Origin of the sequence: Hymenobacter sp. PAMC 26628, from assembly GCF_001562275.1 — a bacterium.
GTDB lineage: Bacteria > Bacteroidota > Bacteroidia > Cytophagales > Hymenobacteraceae > Hymenobacter.
Genome location: NZ_CP014304.1, coordinates 40,130 through 60,299 on the forward strand (window position 1 = coordinate 40,130; position 20,170 = coordinate 60,299).

At 62.5% G+C, this 20,170-nt stretch carries 11 protein-coding genes and 1 pseudogene; 6 read left to right on the plus strand and 6 right to left on the minus strand.

Features of this window, described 5'->3' with window-relative positions:
* Window positions 1-89 precede the first annotated feature (89 nt).
* The 3 genes and pseudogenes from AXW84_RS26345 to AXW84_RS00570 all read right to left on the minus strand — a co-directional run bounded on the left by AXW84_RS26345 (window position 90) and on the right by AXW84_RS00570 (window position 1,390).
* Window positions 90-716 (minus strand): annotated as a pseudogene (locus AXW84_RS26345) (bacteriorhodopsin).
* On the minus strand, window positions 689-880 hold the full coding sequence (locus AXW84_RS25335; protein WP_068227286.1) for a hypothetical protein: 192 nt from the start codon (window positions 878-880) through the stop codon (window positions 689-691). The pseudogene AXW84_RS26345 and the gene AXW84_RS25335 overlap by 28 nt, the downstream one beginning before the upstream one ends.
* Window positions 881-904: 24 nt before the next feature.
* On the minus strand, window positions 905-1,390 hold the full coding sequence (locus AXW84_RS00570; protein ID WP_068227288.1) for a response regulator: 486 nt from the start codon (window positions 1,388-1,390) through the stop codon (window positions 905-907).
* Window positions 1,391-1,969: 579 nt separating this feature from the next.
* Between AXW84_RS00570 and AXW84_RS00575 the strand changes: the two genes are divergently transcribed.
* On the plus strand, window positions 1,970-3,511 hold the full coding sequence (locus tag AXW84_RS00575; protein WP_068227290.1) for a sensor histidine kinase: 1,542 nt from the start codon (window positions 1,970-1,972) through the stop codon (window positions 3,509-3,511).
* Entirely contained in the window at window positions 3,498-3,893 is a 396-nt protein-coding gene (locus AXW84_RS00580) for a response regulator (RefSeq protein WP_071889698.1), read from the plus strand. Before AXW84_RS00575 ends, AXW84_RS00580 begins: the two co-directional genes overlap by 14 nt.
* A gap of 15 nt (window positions 3,894-3,908) precedes the next feature.
* Here the strand turns inward: AXW84_RS00580 and AXW84_RS00585 are convergent, their stop codons facing one another.
* Window positions 3,909-4,454 carry a molybdopterin-dependent oxidoreductase gene (locus AXW84_RS00585; RefSeq protein WP_071889701.1) on the minus strand — a complete coding sequence of 182 codons (546 nt, stop codon included), beginning with the start codon at window positions 4,452-4,454 and terminating at the stop codon, window positions 3,909-3,911.
* A 126-nt stretch (window positions 4,455-4,580) separates the two neighbouring features.
* Between AXW84_RS00585 and fdhD the strand changes: the two genes are divergently transcribed.
* The 3 genes from fdhD to AXW84_RS00600 all read left to right on the plus strand — a co-directional run bounded on the left by fdhD (window position 4,581) and on the right by AXW84_RS00600 (window position 8,504).
* Window positions 4,581-5,474 carry a formate dehydrogenase accessory sulfurtransferase FdhD gene (gene fdhD / locus AXW84_RS00590; RefSeq protein WP_068227296.1) on the plus strand — a complete coding sequence of 298 codons (894 nt, stop codon included), beginning with the start codon at window positions 4,581-4,583 and terminating at the stop codon, window positions 5,472-5,474.
* Window positions 5,475-5,566: 92 nt separating this feature from the next.
* A complete protein-coding gene (locus AXW84_RS00595; protein WP_157886724.1) occupies window positions 5,567-5,890 on the plus strand; it encodes a DUF7009 family protein in 324 nt (107 codons plus the stop codon).
* Window positions 5,891-5,930: 40 nt separating this feature from the next.
* The gene (locus tag AXW84_RS00600) at window positions 5,931-8,504 is read left to right on the plus strand and encodes an FdhF/YdeP family oxidoreductase (protein ID WP_236943210.1); all 2,574 of its coding nucleotides are present in this window, start codon (window positions 5,931-5,933) and stop codon (window positions 8,502-8,504) included.
* 270 nt (window positions 8,505-8,774) lie between these two features.
* On the opposite strand, the gene tamL is transcribed toward AXW84_RS00600, so the two are convergent.
* The gene (gene tamL / locus AXW84_RS00605) at window positions 8,775-11,294 is read right to left on the minus strand and encodes a translocation and assembly module lipoprotein TamL (protein WP_068227302.1); all 2,520 of its coding nucleotides are present in this window, start codon (window positions 11,292-11,294) and stop codon (window positions 8,775-8,777) included.
* On the minus strand, window positions 11,291-16,483 hold the full coding sequence (locus tag AXW84_RS00610) for a translocation/assembly module TamB domain-containing protein (RefSeq protein WP_157886725.1): 5,193 nt from the start codon (window positions 16,481-16,483) through the stop codon (window positions 11,291-11,293). Before AXW84_RS00610 ends, tamL begins: the two co-directional genes overlap by 4 nt.
* 212 nt (window positions 16,484-16,695) lie before the next feature.
* Between AXW84_RS00610 and AXW84_RS00615 the strand changes: the two genes are divergently transcribed.
* Window positions 16,696-19,464 carry a 4-alpha-glucanotransferase gene (locus tag AXW84_RS00615; protein ID WP_068227305.1) on the plus strand — a complete coding sequence of 923 codons (2,769 nt, stop codon included), beginning with the start codon at window positions 16,696-16,698 and terminating at the stop codon, window positions 19,462-19,464.
* Window positions 19,465-20,170: the final 706 nt, after the last annotated feature.

Genomic DNA, 20,170 nt, shown 5'->3' on the forward strand with positions numbered 1-20,170 from the left:
GACGTCGCGCTGGGCGGGCAGGAGGTCGCCCGTCACAGGGTCAAAAAGAACGTTTTGCGGGGCAGTGAGCATGGCGGCAGGTCAAGAGCTTAAAGCGCGGTGCCCAGCTGCCGCCGGTGCTGTTTTTGGAGGCGGGCGGCGCGGCGGGCCATCGTGTAAATGGCCAGCCCGAAGCCGAGTTTATTCACGACGTCGCCGAAGTGGTACACCAGGTTGCGGTTCAGGTGCTGGGCCTCAAATACCTTAAAGGGCAGCGTCATGTAGCCCAGCGGGTAGATGGCCCAGCCAATCAGCACGAAGTAGCCCAAGTAAGCAAAGGACCGCACCACTTCTTCGTCGGCGGAGGCGGCCGCCACCCGGGCCAGCGGCCCGAACCAGATTTCGTACACGATGGCCAAGTAGCCCAGCGTCGAGACGCCGCCCCAGACGATGGACCAGTACACGCTAGAAGTTTCGCCGAAGTATCCGAAAGCAATCATCCACACCCCGCCGATGACCAAGCGCTACAGCGAGTTCGGCCGGGGCCCAGCGGGCCGCCGCAGCAGGTAAAACTGGGTGCACATGAGCGGTACCGTGAACAGCCAGTCCGCGTAGCGGAAGTGCGTGGGGCCCAAGCCGGTGTTGAGGTACATCCCCTGCATGTGGTAGTAGTTTACGCCGGCCACGAAGCAGATGATGCCCGCCAGCGTCAGGGGGGCGTGCCCGCGCCGGGGCACGTTGCCCCGCTCCAGGAAAAAAACAGGGCCCCGCCCAACAGAGCGAACATGCTGAAAAAGAGCGTGGCCCCCACCAAGTCGTTTTCCAGCGCCAGGCAGTAGGGGCGTAGCGGACCGCCAGCGAGTCCCGGCGCGGGTAGTTGCAAGAGCAAGTGAAGCAGCAAAGGAAAAAATTGAGGAATAAAAAATCAGGCAGTTTGACAGGCTTGGGTCGGGCCGGACGGTGGCGCGGAGGCACGGCCCGTGCCTAGCCGCCGCGCCCGGCCGCTCGCGCCGGCCAGCTGCAAAAAGTGCTGCATCCACACCACGCTCTCGTTGTTCAAGGGCTTCGAGAAAAAGCCCTTCACTTGCCGGTAGTCCTTGGCCCGTGCCACGTCGTCGGGGTGGATGGAAGAGGTCAGCACGAACACGCACACCTGCTTGGCGATGGGCAAGTGGCCGATGGCATCCAGGAATTCCCAGCCGTCCATCACCGGCATGTCCAGGTCCAGCAGAATGAGGTCGGGCAGGGTGGTACCCGACTGTAGGGCCCCCATGAGTTGGTCGAAGGCCAACTGGCCGTTGACGTAGTTCTGCACCTCGCCCCGCCGCAGGTTCTTGCGCAGAATCAACTCGGTGACGACCGCAGTGATTCGGTCGTTTTCGATGACATAAGCTAGTTGTGATTTTTGCACTATGGTAATAATTTAAGTGATGAATAAAAGGGGGGTTGCCGGGGCACCAGGTAGGTTTTTCAAGTGCTGGCCGGTGGGGCTTGGCGGCAGTAGCCGGTCTGGGGACCAGCAAGCTAGCGGCCGCGATTTCAGAAAAAACATTTTATTGATAAAACACAATTTATAAATCCCTCTGTTTATTCTGAGCGTAATAATTGCCGGTAAGAATTTTATTGTGTCTTCGTAATCGGTGAAAGGTCCTTTTTGTTCGACAAGCGGCGGTGAGATGCCGAGTAGCCGTGCGAACAAGTGTAAAAATCCGGGTTGCCTGCTACACGAATTTTGCATAAAACCAGGTAGATACCGAGGGAATTTGCTGCGCCAGCCAAGCGTTAAAGGAGTTGAGCGGTTAGATAATGCGTTTTATCGAAAACAATTCGGGCTAAAATCTTTATTGGTAACTATCGTATCAGCATCCGGTAGGAGGATGCGTAAATTGAATTTTACCAATAAAAATCTACGCAGCGGCTGGGCACTCTCCGGGGCCCGCTGGCCGGCGAACCACTGCCCCCGCACCATTATTCAAAAACCATCTATTTTATGACGAACCACCTGATTATTTCTGAAAATGCCGGGGACATGAGCTACCTCGCAGAGGAGCTGCAGGCGCTGCAAAAGTTGGATAATACTTTGCTGAACTTTATCCAGGAAGTAACCCTGGACGGCCTTTGGTACTGGGACTTGGACGCGGCACACCAGTGGGCGAATGCCAAATTCTGGCGCACGTTGGGCTACGACCCGGGGGCCCTGCCGGCCCAGGCCGACGCCTGGCGGGCCGCGCTGAACCCGGATGACCAGGCCGCGACCCGGCGGCACGTCGAGGAATGCATAGCCGACGGCTCGGACACCTACCACCAGTTGGTGCGGTGCACTCACCGGAGGGGTTTCACGGTGTGGATGCACTGCCAGGGGCTGGTGGTGCGCGACGGCAGCGGCCGTCCTTACCGGCTGCTAGGGGTGTTAATCGATGTTACCCAGCAGCGCAACGAGGAAGTATACGCCCAGGAGGTGGCCAGCCACTACGGCTCCATTCTCAGCAACCAGTCGGTGTACATCATCAAAACCAATGCCCACGGGATGTATACTTACGTGAACGACTTTTTCTACGAGCGGTTCGGCTGGGACAGCAACATCATCGGTACCTCGTCGATGCTGAGCATCGTCGAGGAAGACCGGCCCAAATGCCTGGCCGTGGTGAACCAATGCTTCACCGAGCCCGAAGTACCGCACCAGGTAATTCTGCGCAAGCCCTACAAAGACCACACGGTGAAGTCCAACCACTGGGAGTTCAAAGGCATCCTGAACGCCGATGGGCAGGTGAGCGAAATCCTGTGCGTGGGCTACGACGTCACGCTGCTCGTCGAGAACCTGGAGCAGTCGAAGCGCCTGCTGGACGTCACCAACCGGCAGAATACCCGCCTCCAGAATTTCGCCTACATCATCTCCCACAACATCCGCTCGCACTCGGCCAACTTGACGGCCCTGGTGGGCCTGCTGCAAAGCGCGGCCGACGAGGCGCAGGCCGCCCTGTTTTTGGGGATGCTGAAAACCAGCACCGACAAGCTGGCCGAGACCATCGTGAACCTCAACGAAATAGTAACGGCCAACAGCCACGGCAACCAGTCCCGGGAGCCGCGCCAGTTGCGGCAGGAAGTAGACAAAACCCTGGAAGCTCTTAGTGTGTTGGTTCACCAGAGCGGCATCGCCGTGGCCGTCGATATTCCGGCTGCGGCGACGGTCCACGTCGTGCCTGCTTACCTCGACAGCATCTTGCTTAACCTGCTCAGCAATGCCATCAAGTACCGCTCGCCAACCGCGGCGCCCCACGTGGCGCTGGGGTGCTACCGCGATGGCGACTACCTGGTGCTCACCATCCGCGACAACGGCCTGGGCATTGACATGGAACGCAACAAAGCCAAGGTGTTTGGGATGTACAAAACGTTCCACGCCAACGAAGATGCCCGCGGGGTGGGGCTGTTCATCACCAAGAACCAAATCGAGGCGATGGAGGGCAAAATTGAACTTGAAAGCGAAGTTGGCGTAGGATCAACGTTCAAAGTTTATTTTAATGAAAATGTTTAGCCTGGTGTACATTGTTGAAGACGACTGGATTACCTCCACCGTTACGGAATTACTGATTAAGAAAAACCGTGCCTTTGGCCGGGTGCAGAAGTACCCGAACGGGCAAGTTGCCTTTGATGAACTCCAGCGGGCGCAGCAGCACGCGGCGGAAGTGCCCGACCTGATTCTGCTCGACCTCAACATGCCGGTGATGGACGGCTGGGAATTTCTGGACGCTTTTTCCGGGCTGGCGCTGCAAAAGCCGGTGCACGTGTGCGTGCTCACTTCGTCCATTCACCCCGACGACATCGAGAAGTCAAAGTCTTACAAAGAAGTGGAAGGGTATTTCCCCAAGCCCATCAATAACGGCATGCTGGACCAGCTGGTGCAGCTACTGGGCTGAGGGCCGGCGGGGGCCCTACGCCGGCACCCGCACCAGGCGCAGGCGCCGCACCTGCCGTACCCAGCGGGTGGGGCGCTTTTCCTGGGGCACAATGATTTGGTAGGGCCCCGACTCGGCCAGGAGCGGCTGGCCGTCGCGGGCGGTGGCCAGCAGCACTACCTGGCTGGCAAACGCGGCGTCGAGCTCGGGCAGGGCGAACACCACGCGGTAGCCGTCGGCGGCCTCGGCCACCAGGGCCACGGCCAGCGCCTCGCCGTGGACGGCCTTGCCTTGCGGGGCCCCCACCAAGGCCAGCACATCGGCCAGCGCCACGCCCTGGTAGGTGTGGGCTTGGCCGTCTTTGCCGGTGGCGCGCACCTCCTGGTGGGGCAGGGCGGCGAAATCAGCGGCGGTGAGGATGCGCGTGATGCCGTCGAGGCTGTCGAGGCGTAATGCGGCGGTGGCCGAAGTGCCGGCCACCGGCTTGGCGGCGGGTGCTTGGGCGCGAGCTGTTTTTGGGCCCCCGAAGAGCAAGGCAACGGCCAGCATGGGCCCCCAAACGCGCAGGATAGAGCAAAGCATGAGGAAAAGCGTTGTATTCGAGCAAATATAACCAGGCCCATTTGCTTGTTCGGCGCTGGGGGGCAAGGCGGTGGCCAAACCACCGGTCGGCTTTAGCAGTTGTGCTCGGCCAACCTTTGTTTTCACATGGAACCCGCCATCCTTTTGCCCGCCGCCAGCTACGAATTTGCCACCGTGCAAAAAGTGCGCGGCGAGGGCCCCGCCGAGCCGGCGTCTGACCAGCTGGCCGCCGAAGAGCCGCTGGAAATCCGGCTGGGCTACGCAGTGGAAGGCGGCGGGCGCGCGCACCGCACACTGTCCGTGACGATGCGCACGCCGGGGCAGGACGAAGAATTAGCCGCCGGTTTTTTGCTAACGGAAGGCATTATCCACGGGAAAGCCGACCTGCTGGGCGTGCGCCCCTGCCCCGACGTGCAGAAGCCCGAGGAAGCGGGCAACGTGGTGCGGGCCGAGCTGGCTGCCCACGTGCCCGTTGATTTCCAGGGCCTGGAGCGGCACTTCTACACCAGCTCGAGCTGCGGTGTCTGCGGCAAAACCAGCATCGACGCCATCCAAACCACGTCTTGCCCGGTGCTGCCCGCCCAGGGGCCCCATTTGGCCTACGCCACCGTGCACCAGCTGCCCGCACGCCTGCGCGCCGCCCAGGCCGGCTTTGAGCAAACCGGTGGGCAGCACGCGGCGGCTCTATTTTCGCCCGAGGGCGAGCTGCTGCTGCTGCGCGAAGACGTGGGCCGCCACAACGCCCTCGACAAGCTCATTGGGGCGGCGCTGCTGCAAGACTGGCTGCCGCTGCACCGCCACGTGCTGCTGGTGAGCGGCCGCGCCAGCTTCGAGCTGGTGCAAAAAGCCGCCGCCGCTGGCCTTGGTATCTTGGCCGCCGTGGGGGCCCCCAGCAGCCTGGCGGTGCAGGCCGCCGAGCGCTTTGGCATGACGGTGCTCGGCTTTGTACGCAACGAGCGGTTCAACATTTACGCGCACCCGTGGCGGGTGGGGCCCGTGGGCGAACCGCTGGGGACCTAAATTGCGCCCATCGGCTGTTCGTCCTACCACAAACGCCGTACTACCAATTTGCTGCTTCCAGCGGCTCGTATCAACCAGCGGCTCGTATCAGCATGAAGCTTCGCATTGAAGACAATACTCTCCGCCTGCGCTTGTCCGATGCCGAAGTGCAAGAATTTGCAGCCACGGGCCGGGTGGCGGCGGCGGTGCATTTCGGCGACGCCGCGGGCCAGCAGTTGACCTACATGCTGGAGCGCGCCGTGGTCCCCGCCGTGCGCGTACGCTACGCGCCCGGGGCCCTCACAGTGTTGGTGCCCGCGGCCTTGGCCGACGCTTGGACGGCCACCGACCAAAATGGCTTTTCAGAGCACGTGGCCTTGGCCGACGCCCAGCAGCTGCGTATCTTGGTCGAGAAAGACTTGGACTGCCGCCACTAACCATTGCGGCTCGTAAACATATTACTAATACACTTTTAGCATGTCCCGCCCCATGGAAGAATCTCCCACCAACGACCCCGCCAAAGCTGGTAAGACCCATCAGCAAGGGGCCCAAGACAATGCGCCCAAGAGCGGCGAGCGTTCGGAACAGGGCGAAGCGCCCGCGCCCGACCACTACCGCCCCGACCCCCAGATGGAACGTGACCAACGCCACATCCCGGCCCCCGACAACACGGGCGCCAAGCACCAATACCCCGTGTTGGCCCAGCCTCCTGAGGAACTGACTGGCCTGAAGCTGGAGCCGCGCATGAAAATTGCCGCCGGCGTCACAGCCGTTATCAAGTCGATGGAGTTCAGCTGGACCGAGGGCGGCGTGAACCGCGGCACCCGGGGCCTGCTGAAAATGAACCAGAAGGACGGCTTTGACTGCTCGAGCTGCGCCTGGCCCGACCCCGACGACCACCGCTCGTTTGCCGAGTTTTGTGAGAACGGCGCCAAGGCCACGGCCTCCGACGCCGACGACCGGTCCGCAGGCCCCGAGTTTTTCGCTAAACACAGCCTGGCCGACCTCTCGCGCATGACCGACCGCGACCAGAACAATTCCGGCCGCCTCACGCACCCCATGGTGAAGCGCCCCGGCGGCACGCACTACGAGCCCATCGAATGGCCCGAGGCGTTCGACCTCATCGGCAAGGAGCTGAACGCACTGGCCTCGCCCGACGAGGCGGCGTTCTATACCTCGGGCAAGGTGCCCAACGAACCCGCGTTCTTGTTTCAATTGTTTGCCAAGCAGTTCGGTACCAATAACTTGCCCGATTGCTCCAACATGTGCCACGAGAGCAGCGGCGCGGCCCTGAGTCCCACGCTGGGCCTGGGCAAGGGCTCCGTCACGCTCAACGACTTGTACGATGCGGAGGTCATCCTCATCATTGGCCAGAACCCGGGCACCAACCACCCGCGCATGCTGTCGGCGCTGCAAAAGGCGAAGAAGAACGGCGCCAAGGTTATCAGCATCAATCCGTTGATTGAGGCCGGCCTGAACCACTTCAAGAACCCGCAGGACTTTATGAACCCGCTGAAGGCGCTGGGCGTGCTGCTCGGCGACGGCACCACCATCACCGACCTGTTCCTGCAAGTGCGGGTGGACGGCGACATGGCCCTGCTGCGCGGCATCATGAAGCACTTGTTCGAAGCCGAGGACCGCAACCCGGGCAAGGTGGTTGACCACGCCTTTGTTAAGGAGTTCACCACCGGGTTTGAGTCGTTCGAGCAGAACATCCGCAACACCAGCTGGGAAGACATCGAGCAAATCAGTGGCATCAGCCGCGCCGATTTGCTGGAAGCGGCCAACATGCTGGCCACCAAGCAGAAAATCATTACCTGCTGGGCGATGGGCGTGACGCAGCAGCGCCAGGGCGTGCAAACGATCCAGGAAATCGTGAACCTGCACCTCATGAAGGGCGCCATTGGCAAGCCCGGCGCGGGCACCTGCCCGGTGCGCGGCCACTCCAACGTGCAGGGCGACCGCACGATGGGCGTGTGGGAGCAGCCGACCAAAACGTTCCAGGACGCGCTGGGCAAGGAGTTCAACTTCCAGCCGCCCTACGAGCACGGCCGCGACGTGGTGGAAACCATCAAGTCGATGTACCACGGCGACACGAAGGTGTACTTCAGCCTGGGCGGCAACTTGCTCGCCGCGGGCCCCGACACCGAGTTGATTGCCGAAGGCATGCGCAAGCAGAACCTGACCGTGTTCGTGGGCACCAAGCTCAACCGTGGCCACTTGGTGACGGGCAAAACCAGCCTGTTGCTGCCCTGCTTCACGCACCTCGACATCGACATGCAGAAGGCGGGCCACCAGATGACCTCGTGCGAAAACTCGATGGGCGTGGTGAGCCAGAACAAGGGGGCCCTGGTGCCCCTGCCCGGCCAGATGCTGAGCGAAGTGGCCATTCTGGCCGGCGTGGCCATTGCTACGCTGGGCCCCGACCGCACCAATGTGGCCGACTGGGTGGCCATGACGGAGAACTACGACGTCATCCGCGACCACATTTCGCGCGTGATTCCGGGCTTTGAAAAGTTCAACGAGCAACTGCGCAAACCCGGCGGCTTCTACCTGCCCAATGGGCCCCGCGAGCGGAAGTTTACGACCGCCAACGGCATGGCTAACTTCAGCACCACCGAGCTGGAGAAGTACACCCTGGAGCCGGGCCAACTCGTGCTGATGACCGTGCGCAGCCACGACCAGTTCAACACGACCATCTACGAGTACAACGACCGCTACCGCGGCATCCACAACGAGCGGCGCGTGCTGTTTATGAACAAGGACGACATTGCCGAGCGCGGCCTTAAGGCTAAGGACCTCATCGACATCACGAGCCACTACGAGGGCGAGGAGCGCAAGGTGGAGAAGTTCATCGTGGTGCCTTATGAAATACCGCGCGGCAACGTATCAGCTTACTTTCCTGAGGCTAACCCACTGGTACCCATTGCCAGCGTAGCCAAAACCAGCAACACGCCCACGTCGAAATACGTGGTGGTGACGGTGGCGCCCGCCCAAGTGGGGGCCGCCCCGCAAGCGCAAAAGCCGCGTGCGGAAGCCGTGCCCGCTTAGGGCGCCCAGCGGTTTTATAGGACACAAAAAAGCCCTGCTACGCTACGTAGCAGGGCTTTTTTGTGTCGAAACTGTTCAGGAAGTTTATTGAACCTCGTGCTGAGTTTGTCAAAGCATTCCTGCTGCAACAGTAAACCCTTTTGATTGAGTTACTATGCGCAGCAGAGGTACTTCACTGCATTAAGCATGACGTTCAATTATACTTTCTGAACAGCTTTGTTAATCCTGGTTGCCTACGACGGCCCAGCCACCCGGGTTACCCCCGGGGCCCTAAAATGGGTAGCCGATGGCCAGGTTCAGGCGGCCGGTGTGGCTCACGTTGCCATTGGTATCGGTGGGGGTGCCGTAGCCGGCGCGCAGCGGCACGGCGTAGTCGAGGCGGATGACGAAGAACTGCACGTCGATGCGAATGCCTGCGCCCGCGCCCACGGCCAGCTGGTTGAGGAAGGTGCTGGCGCTGAACTGGCCGCCGGGCCGGGCGGGGTCATTGTTCACGAGCCAGATGTTGCCAGCGTCCACGAACAGGGCCCCTTTCACGTAGGGAAACAAATCCTGGCGGTACTCGAGGTTGCCCTCCAGGCGCATGTCGCCCACTTGGTCGTAGAAGCTGTTGTTAACGTCGGCTCCAGTGGGCTTGTACGTGCCGGGGCCGATGCCCCGGGCGGCAAAGGCCCGAATGGAGTTGGGCCCCCCCACGCCGTACTGCTTGATGTAGGGCAGCACGCTGGAGTTGCCGTAGGGGCGGCCCACACCGGCCAGCAGGCGGCCCACAATGCGGTTGCCCTTGGCCGGGTCGGCCGAGAGGCGGAAGTACTCGCGGATTTCCAGGTCGAGCTTGGCGTACTGGCTGAACGCCTGGTTGCCGATGGTGTACTTGCCATCGTCATTCTTGGTGCCCACCTTGCTGGAAATCAGCGCGGCCAGGTTACCGCTGGTTTCGATGCCGCCCTGGAAATAGATTTGCTGGCGGCGCTGCTCCAGCACCTGCTGGTTGTAGGTGTAGCGGTAGCTACTGGCCAGGATGAACTGCTCGCGGAACGAGTTTTTCAGAAACTGCTTGCGTTCCAGCAAATTGGTAAAAGCGGTGTCGGTGTTCGACAGCCGCACGTACGATACGTCGATGGGCGTAATCTGCTGCTCGTTGGTAATCTTGGTCTTGAAGTTGTAGCCGTAGTTCAGGTTGACGAGCTGTTCAGTGAAGAACCCGGCCCGCGTCACCATCTTGATGCCCGCCCCAAAGGTGGTACGGGGCTGAAAATCGGAGTTCACCAGCCGCGGGTTGAAGAACGGCAGGTTGGGCACGATGAGGCGCGGCACGAGCAGCTGCGCGTCCACGCCCAGCTCGTAGCTCGTCAGGCCCAGGGCCCCCGAGCCGCCGGCGTTGCTCTGCGTTTCGGTCGAGGCCGTGGCGTTCACCAGCAGCTGCTCGGCCCCGTGGAAGGCCGAGCGGTTGCGAAACGTCACCTTCAGGCCGGGGCCCACAAAGCCGTTGCTTTTGCTAACGAGGCCCAGCTCGGCGCGCAGGCTTTTCTTCTTGAGCTGGGTCATCAGCACGTCGGCATCAAGGCGGCCCAGGCCCACGGGTCCGCTGAGGGCCGGGAACTGCTGGGTCGTGCCGATGTCCGTCGAGTCGGCCCGGAGGCTGGCCGGGGCGTTGGCGCGGTAGCGGGCCGTGGGGCCCGCCGAGTCGCCGGCGGCCACGGGCCGGAACCGGATTTCGACGAACTTGAACGTGCCCAGGCTCATGAGGCGGCTCAGGGTCTGGTCGCGCCGCTTGCGGCGGTACAGGCTGTCGGGAAACAGGAACGTGGCCCGCGTAATGGCCCGCGCCCGGAACATCTCCTCGTCGGGGAAGTACCGGAACCCGTCGGCCATGATGGGCGGGCGGTACGTGGTGTCGGTCAGCACATAGTCCGTGTTCAGCGTCACGTTGCGCAGCTGGTAGGGCTGGCGCGAGCGGGTCGGGGTGGTACCCTTCACGGTCACGAACACGTTCAGTTCCTTGTGGTACGTGCTGTCCACTTCAAACAGCAGCGCATCGGCCGAAAAGTAATAGTAGCCCTGGTTTTTCAGGGCTTCGTCGATGCGCAGCCGCTCGTTGGTGAGCACGGCCAAGTCGTAGGGGGCCCCAACTTTCAGCAGCGTGTTGGGCGCCGTTTGCCGGATGGCAGCGTTCAGCAGCGTGTCGCCCTGCGGGAACGTGATGCTGCGGATGGTGTAGGCCCGGTCCACGGTGGCCTTGTAGTCTACCTGGGCCGTGTTGGCTTTTTCCTTGACCTCGTGGCCCACCTTGGCCGCAAAAAAGCCGTGGTTGTAGAGGCGGTTGAGCATCAGATTTTCGGTGGCCGGAATCTTCACCTGCGAGAGCAGCACCGGGGCCTCACCCAGCTTGTTGGCGAAGAAGTGACCCAAGCCCTTGGTTTTGCCCACGCCCAGGTGCCAGAAAAACAGCTTCGGCCGCAGGCCCAGGAACGAGAAGTTGGGCTTGGGCCGCACCACCGCCTCCAGCTCCGTCACCAGGGCCGATTCGTTTTTGGGCTTCTCCGGGGCCTCAATCTTCACCGTTGAGCCGGTGTAGAGCTTTTCGTTGGCCGGAATGTATTTCAGCCCCGAGCAGGCCGACAGCCACAGGGCCGCGCCGCCCACGAGCACGTTGCGAAAGCGGAGGCGGGAAGGTAGATGGGTCAACGACAACACAATGGGGTTAAAAAGGTGCGCGGGCCAGCGCGCCCACAGGCGGCGGGCCGGGGCCTCGGGGGCCCCCAGGCGATGGGTGGGGGGCTGGGTCATTTCACGCGGCTGCTATCGGCCCGGGAGGCCGTGGTTTTCACCGAGTCGCGCTCAGCTTTGCGGTCAATTTTCTCCTGCTTGCGGCTTTCCTTGCGCTGCTGCTTCACGGGGGCACTCACCTTGGCAAACAGGTCGCCGAGGTTGTCGTAGTCGCGCTGGAACACCAGGGCTGCCCCGGTGCGCACAATCGGGCCGTCGATGTCCTCGTAGCCGTTCTGGCGGTAGGCGCGCAGGCGCAGGCGGCCGTCGGCCAGCAGCGAGTACTCCAGGCTCACGTCGCCCACTAGGTTGCTGGCGCTGCTGGCGCCGGTGGTGCTCTGGGTGCCGTTGCCGCCCGAGAGGGCAATGTCGGTGCCCACGCGCACGGTGAGGCGGTTGTTGAGCAGCTGGCGGCGCACGGCCACGTTCAGGTCGGTGCGGCTGCCCTGGCTACCGTCGGTGCCGTAGGTGGCCTGGTTGGTCACGCCCAGGTCGAGGCCCAGGCCGGAGAGGTACTTGCCGGTAAGGCTCTGGAGCTGGTCGGTGAGCACGGCGCTGGCCGAGCCGCGCAGCTGCCCGGCCACGAAGCCCTCGCCGCTGCTGCTCTGGAAGGGGTTCTGGGCCACGAACCGCCCCAAAATCAGCAGCGAAAACACCTGCTTGCTCAGCTCGGAGGACTGGTTAGGCTGGCGCAGAGCCGCCAGGCGGGCGTCTACCTGCCCGCCCAGGGCCCCCCGCTGGTCCTCGGGCAACGTGATATCGAAGCCAATAGTGGGCTTGCTGAGCTGGTCGGTTACATTCAGCAGTACGTTAAACGGCAGCGGGTTGCGGGCAATGCTCGTGGTGGTGGCATCGTCGGCGCCCTGGCCAGCAATCAGCTCCGATGGCGGGGCTTTTACTTTATATACGGCCGTGATGTTGAGGTCCGCATTGTAGGGGTCGCCGCTCCAGTTGATGGTCGAACCCCGGCGGATGAGGAAGTCGCGCGTGGCCAGGTCGTAGAGCGAGAGGTGGTACTTGCCGCGGGCCACGGTCAGCCGCCCGCTCAGGGTGATGGTGCCGGCTGGGTCAATTTCGGTGTCGAGGGTGCCGCTGGCGCGCACTTGCAGGTTGTCGCCGCTCACCGGGTCGATGACGATGGTGAAGGGCGTGCGGTCCGTCACCGTCACCTGGGCCGCGATGCTGTAGCCAACGGCCCCGGTTTGCACCGTGTCCAGGCGCACCTTGCGGGCCAGCGAGGTGTCGAGGCGGGCGCGCTTGTCCACAAATTTCACGATGCCGTCGCGCGCCACCGCGGCCGGGTCGTCGGTCGGCGATTCCACCGTGAGGCGCGAGCCGTCCACGATGGTCACCTTGGTGTTCACGGCAATCAGCGACAGGGGTCCCGTGATGCGGGTGTCCGAGTCGAGCACCAACAGGCCGTAGAAGAGCTGGTTGTCTTTACGGGTGCTGTTCACGGCCACAAATTTGTTAGTCACGGCCCGCAGGTCGAACACGTAGTCGACGAAGTTTTTGGTGCGCAGGTAGCCATTGGCCACCGCCTTGTTCGAGGCCGAGTCGAGCACCGTGAAGTTGTCGAACTTGATGCCCTCGGCGTCAAACGCCAGCGCCTGGCGGGGCAGGCGGTAGGGGGCCCCCAGCTGCGGCACCACGAAGCTGGCGTCGTCGGTGGTGACCAGGCGGCCGCGCACCACGGGCGCGCTGGGCGTGCCGGCCACGGTTAGCTCGCCGGTGAGGGCCCCGGTGGTTTTGCGCACCTGCCCGGCCGAGAACGGCTCCACCAGCTTCAGGTTGAGGCGTTGGGCGGTGAGGGTGAAGTTGAGCGGGCTGGGGCTGTTGGGCGTGGTGAGGTAGTAGCCGGCCAGGCGCACGTCGTTGGGGGCCCCAGCGGGCACACCGCCGGTCAGGCGGGCGTCCACGTTGTAGCGATTGGCGCTGGGGTTGGTGGCGCGCAGGGTCAGGTCGCCCAGGTTGGCTTTCTGGAACACGAGGCCTTTCACGTTGGCGTCGGCCACGAAGGCCAGCCGCGGCGTGCCCAGCCCGCGCAGCTCGGCCGTGCCGTTGAGGGTGCCGGCCACCAGCGAATCCTGCTGCTGCACAATCTTGGCCAGCTCGGCCAGGTCAAAGTTGGTGAACGTGACGTTCAGCGGCGAGGTGGGCTGCGCGGGGTTTTTGCTCTGCACGGCCAGCGTGCTCTTGCCGTTGGTCAGGTTCAGCTTATCGGCCACTACGGCGCCGCTGGGGTAGTAGCGCACGAAGTTGCCCACGCCCGCCGTCCAGTTCTCGTAGTTCAGAACCTGCGCGGGCGCGGCCTCGAACTGGTACACCACGGCCCCCGGGGCCTGCCCGCGGCGGGCCGGAGCGTCCATGGTTTGCAGGGTGCCGGCCAGGGCCAGCCGCTCGCGGTTGGCTGAGTCGCCGAGGATGGACGCGCGGGCAAACACCTTGTTATCGGCAATGTTGCCCACCACGGCGGGCCGGCGCAGCTGAATGGTCGTATCCTGGGCGGCCTTGGCCAGGCGCAGGGCGTAGTCGAGCTTCTGGGCGTTCGAGCCCACGTTCAGGTTCAGCGAGTCAACCCGGTAGTTCTGGTAGCGGATGATGGGAATGCTGGTGGTAGCGGTCAGCTTGGCCTGTTGGCGGCTGTACTCGCCGGCCAGGGTAAAGGGCGAAATCTCCTTCAGGCCCGCCACCAGCTTAGTGGCCAGCTTGGGGTCTTTCAGCACCAGCGAGTAGGTGAAGTGGCGGTTGGCGCCGTTGGCCACGTAGCGCACGCCAGGCAGCTTGAGGTAGCGCGCCAAGTGCTGCTGCAGCTCGGGGGCCAGGTCGCCCAGGTGCACGTTGCCGTCGAGCTGGGCCCCGAACAGATCGGAGTCAAAATCCACCGCCGTGCGCGTAGCCGTCTGCACGATGCGGCCCTGCAACGTTTTGAAGGCAAACGGCTGGTTGTCGCGCACAATCACCACGTTGTCGCCGCCGAACGTGCCCTGAATCGTGTTCAGGCTGTTGCCGCTCAGGTCCGCTTTCAGGTTGCCCTGCAGGCGCAGGTCGCCGTTGTACAGGCCCAGGGCCTTCAGGTTCACGCTTTTCAGGCCCACGTTGAAGGCGTAGGCGGGGTTGTTGGCGTTGCGCAGGTTCACTACGCCGTTCAGGTCGAAGGCCAGGTTAGGGTCCTGCCGGCTGCTGGCCTTGATGGTGTACTTATTGCGGTCGATATCCACGGTCGTGGCGATGCCGCGGTAGTTGTAGCCGTTGTAGCGGGCGCTCTGCACGGTGGCGTTCACGCGGCCCACCAGCGTGGCGGGGTCCTGCAAGTTACCCGTGGCATTGATGCGCCCCGAGGCCGTGACGCGCCCCAGCTGCGGGTTTTTCAGCAGTTGGCCAAAGTCGAAGTTCTTCACCGCGAACGTGCCCACCAGCGGCTGCTTGCCCCTGGCCTGCGCCGCCCCCAGGTCGCCGCTGAACGCCAGGGCCCCGTAGGTGGTGTTCAGCTGCAAATTGGTGGCGAATTGCAGCGTGGTGGGCCGGCCCCGGAAGGTGCCGCTCAGCGCCAGGGCAGGGGGCACGCTGATGGTGGACGGAATGGTGCCCTTCGGCGCCAGGCTCAAAATATCGGCCCGCGTGGTGCTAAACTGCTGGATGTCAAAGTCGGTGTACAGCCGTCCGTCCACGTTGGGCAGGCCGGTGATGCGGGCCCGCCGCGCTTTCAGCACGGTGCCGCGCAGGGCCACCGCGTCGAGGTTGCGGATCGTGAGGTCGTCCACCCGCCCGTTCACCAGCCCACTGATAAGCAGCGACTGGTTGGGCCCCGTGTTGAAGGGCGGCGTGCCGGCCAGGCTCGGCACCAGGTATAGGATGTCGCGGAAGCCCAAACGGACATTGCGCAGGTCGCCTTCCACGCGCATTTTGGCCAGTTGCTTGGGGTCACTCAGCCCGCTTAGGCTTTGAAAGCCAATGGCCAGCGTGCGCCGGATGCGGGTGTGGGGCGTAATCAGGTCGAGGCTATCCAGGCGCACTTGCACCGAATCATAGATGACGTTGGCGCGCCACGAGTCGATGCGGAAGCCGCTTTTCTCCTTGCCCGCCAGGTTGTCCACCTTCACCGTGGTGCGATTTTCCGAAAACGCCAAATCGTGCGTGTTCAGCACCAGGTCGGTAAACTGCAAGTGGTTGTAGTCCAGAGCTGGCAGCCGAGTTTTCTGTTTGGGCTCGTTGAAGTTGTCGAAGGCCACGTCCACGCCGCTGATGTCGGATTCGGCCAGCGTCACGCGCCAGCTCAGCGGGGCGCTGGCAGGGGCCTGGACCAGCTGGTTTTTGGCGGCTGCCTCGTTGATTTTGCGCACGGCCTCGGCCGGGTTTACAACGCGGTTCGCCACTGGTGTTTGGGCGTTCTGGGCGTAGGCGAAGTGCGTGTTTTTCAGCGTAAGCTTGGTCAGGTCCACACGCTCCTTCTGTAGGTCGATGCGCTTGGCCGTCACATCGGCTAGCCCGATGCGGGTGTCAATAAATTGCGCCGAGGGCCCGTTTTTGTACACGAAACTCACGCTGTCGAGCACGGCGTGGTTTAATCCAAACTGCAAAGTGAGTGGTTCGGAGGGCTTGGGGTTGGCTACCTCAGGCGCCGTTTTAGTCTGGTTGATGAGGATGGACGCCCGCCGCAGCGCCGCCTCGTCTACTTTATAAATGGATTTACCCACGTCCACCTCGTCCATGGTCACGGCCACTTCGCCCAGCCGGGCCCGCAGGTCGGAGCCCGTAATCTGGTCGTCCTGGGTGAAGTAGATATTGGTTAGCCGCGCCTTGCCAATGTTATACTTCAGGCCCGACGAGGTAGTGTCCACCGGGGCCGTCGGGTCGGTGAAGGCCTTGATGATGAAATCGTAGTTATTGACCGAATCGGGGGCCGTCCGGGTGAGGCGCACCCGGCCGTCGTTCAGTTCCACGGCGCTGATGCTCACCTGCTTCTTGGCCAGGGCAAAAATATCAATACTCACGCCCAAGTGGCCCACCGACAGTAGCGTGTCGTTCTTTTGGTCGGCCAAGTACACGTCATCCAGGTTGATGGCGTGGCGGAAGTCGGTGCGGAATTTTCCAATGCGCACGGTGGTGTGCAGCTTGCCTTGCAGGTAGCTTTCGGCCCGGCGGGCCACAAAATCCTGGGTGGCCGAAAACTGAAGCGCCACCACCACTGCCACCAGCAGCAATAGCACAAAACCAATCAGCCCCAGCAGGGCGTAGAGGGCGCGGCGTAGGTAGAGCGAAGAGGTACTGATGGTGCAGGCGGAAGAAGGTAAGGTCGTCTAAACGCAAATTTAAGCGCCCGGGTTGGGGCTCAAATCGAAAGGGCCAACGCGGAAATACCGGTTTTAGCGCCCGGCGCGGCTGGGCCGAATTATCTTTCGGCAGTTTTTAAGCTTCGATTATGACCATTCAATTCTCGCTTCCGTACCGCACGGCCTGGGGCCAGCGCTTGGCTGTATGCGGCACCGGCCCCGCCCTGGGCGACTGGCAGGCTGCCGCCGCGGCCCCCATGAACTACGACGAAGTAGCCGGCCGCTGGTACCTCGACGTGGAACTGCCCGCCGGCCCGCTCTCCTATAAGTATGTGCTACTGGCCGCCGACGGGGCCCCCACTTGGGAGGCCCGGGCCAACCGAACGCTGATCCTCGCCGGCCCCGTCCAGCGCGTGTTGCTGGCCGATTACTGGCACACCCCCGCCGTGCCCGAAAACGAGCTGTTTACGGCTGCCTTCACCAAGGCGCTGTTTCGCCGCCCGGCCGCCGGGGCCCCCGCGCAGGACCCAGCCAAAGCCACCAAGGGTAAGAAGAAGGCCGGGGCCCCGGCGCCCGCCAGCGCGGGGCCCCCGGCCGGCAGCGTGGTGCTGCACCTCGCCAACCCGCGCGTGGCCCCGCACTTGGGCCTGTGCGTATTGGGCTCCGACCCGGCCTTAGGGGCCTGGGACAACCGCCAGTGCCTGGTGCTCTCGGATGCCGACTACCCCACCTGGGCCGCCACCGTGCAGCTGCAAAACCCCGGCGAAGACTGCTTATATAAATACGCCATTTGGGACGCCGCCGCCGGCCACGCCCTCGACATGGAAGGCGGCGAGAACCGCGTGATTCCCGCCACCGGCGACGCGGAAGCTGTGCGTATTTTCAACGACGAGGATTACCGGCAGGCCAATGCCTGGCGCGGGGCCGGCGTGGCGCTGCCCGTGTTTGCCATGCGCAGCGAAAGCGGCCTGGGCGTGGGCGAGTTCGCCGACTTGAAGCTGCTGACCGATTGGGCCGTGCAAACCGGCTTGCAGCTGGTGCAGGTGCTGCCCATCAACGACACCGTGGCCACCCACACTTGGGTTGACTCGTACCCGTACGCCGCCATTTCGGTGTACGCGCTGCACCCACAATTTCTTCACCTCGAAGGCATTGCGCCGCTGAAAAGCAAGAAGGACGCCGCTGAGCTGGCCCGCCTGAAGCAGGAGCTGAACGCCAAGGACTTCGTGGACTACGAGCCGGTGATGGCCGCCAAGTGGAAATTCCTGCGCTTGCTGTACAAGCAGGAGAAAAAGGCCTTCCTGGCCGACGCCGGCTACCGGCAGTTCCTGGCCGAGCAGGGCCCCTGGTTGACGCCCTACGCCGCCTTCTCGGCCCTGCGCGACCGGTTTGGCACCGCCGACTTCACCCAGTGGCCGGCCGGGTTCCGCACCCCGCCCGACCTGGGGGCCCTAACCGCCGAAACTGCGGCCGACTACGACGACTTCGGCCTGTTCTTCTTCCTGCAATTTCACCTCGACAAGCAGCTGCGCGAGGCCGTGGCCTACGCCCGCACCAAGGGCGTGGTGCTGAAGGGCGACCTGCCCATCGGCATTTACCGCCACTCGGTGGAGGCTTGGACGCAGCCCGAGCTGTTCCACATGGACCAGCAGGCCGGGGCCCCACCCGACGATTTCTCGACCACCGGCCAGAACTGGCGCTTCCCTACCTACAACTGGCAGCGCATGGCCGAAGACGGCTACGCGTGGTGGCAGCAGCGCCTGGGCCACCTCGGCCGCTACTTCGACGCCCTGCGCATCGACCACATCCTGGGCTTCTTCCGCATCTGGGAAATGCCCGCGCACTCGGTCGAGGGCCTGCTGGGCCATTTCTCGCCCGCGCTGCCGCTGCACCGCCACGAGATTGAGCAGCGCCTCGGGTGGTTCGACCACGGCCGCCTTTGCGAGCCCTACATTCGCTGGCACGTGCTGGAGGCCATCTTCGGCAAAGAGGCGCAAGGCGTGTTCGAGGAATACCTCGACGACGCCGGCTACGGCACCTACCGCTTCAAGGCCGGCCTGGGCACCCAGCGTGAGCTAGAGGCCTACGTGCAAGGCAAAGTCGCCGCCGAACCCCAGCACGCCGATTATTTCAACTGGCTGCTGCCCAACCTGTACCAGCTGGTGAACGAGGTGCTGTTCGTGCCTGCCGCCACGGCCGACTTCTACCACCCGCGCATCACGCTTCACAAAACCTGGTCGTTCCGCGAGCTGGACGGCGACGAGGCCCGCCGCCGGCTCTACGACGGCATCTACGTGGACTTTTTCTTCCACCGCCACGAGGAGTTCTGGCGCCAGCAGGGCCTCTCCAAGCTGCCAGCCGTGCGCTACGCCACCGACCTGCTCATCTGCGGCGAAGACCTGGGCATGGTGCCCGCCTCGGTGCCCGGCGTGATGAAGCAGCTCGGCATCCTGGGCCTGCACATTCAGCGCATGCCCGCCACGCCCGGCCTCGAATTCAGCCACCCCAACGACGCGCCCTATCTGAGCGTCGTCACGACCAGTAGCCACGACATGAGCACCTTGCGCGGCTGGTGGCAGGAAAACCGCGTGGCCACCCAGCGCTACTTCGAAACCCTGCTGGGCCACTGGCGCGAGGTGGCCCCGCTCTACTGCGAGCCCTGGGTGGTGCGCGAAATCGTGGTGCAGCACCTGCATTCGCCGGCCATGTGGGCCATCCTGCCCCTGCAAGATTACCTGGGCATGGACGGCCACCTGCGCCGCGCCGACCCCGCCGCCGAGCAAATTAACGTGCCTAGCAACCCCGCCCACTTCTGGAAGTACCGCCTCCACCTGCCCCTCGAAGAGCTGGTGGACGCCGTCGGCTTCAACGAGCCGCTCCGGACCCTGGTGGTGGGCAGCGGCCGGGGAAACCCATAGCGCCTCTGCCCACCGCGCGCACGAAAAAGCCCTTCCTCCGCACTGGAGGAGGGGCTTTTTTGTGCGCGCGGCCACCAGTAAAAACGCCTGGATAGCTGGTGGTATTGGGTAGCGGCGGTACAATCGTTAGCTAAGTCCTCAAGAATAAGTGCAAAGCGCCCCGCATTTTGGCCATCTAAAAACGTTGCATAGACCACCTCAGCGATGTAGTCAAGGCTGTTCGGCTTTGTCTGAATCAGGTATAAACTGCCCTGCTGCCGCATATAATCTTTTTATTATTATGGAAGAAATACAAAACATATTAAATCGAATCTGATTAATACATTTTGAATTATTCTAACTTAGTAGATGTAGAATTAAAAAAATTTATCTGCCTTTTTTCTATCAGCTTCATCGGGATATAGTTCTAAAATATGTCACTGGCTGGTTAAAAACTCCCGTTGGTGGGGTAAATCACTACTTTGGCCGGAACGATGCATTATATTGCAACCCAACAAATATTTTTGCACTCATCATATTAGTACTAAAGCAAATTTAGTCTCTAACTACGGTTTGAACAATACATTTTATTAGATTATTTATAAAAAATATAAATCCAAAATCTGATAAGTGAAGTAGATACGACTGCACTTTTCCTGGTTTGGCTCTTTTCTCGAAATTTTACTATTACCCGCATATAATGAAAAAATCCTTACGATTAGCGCTT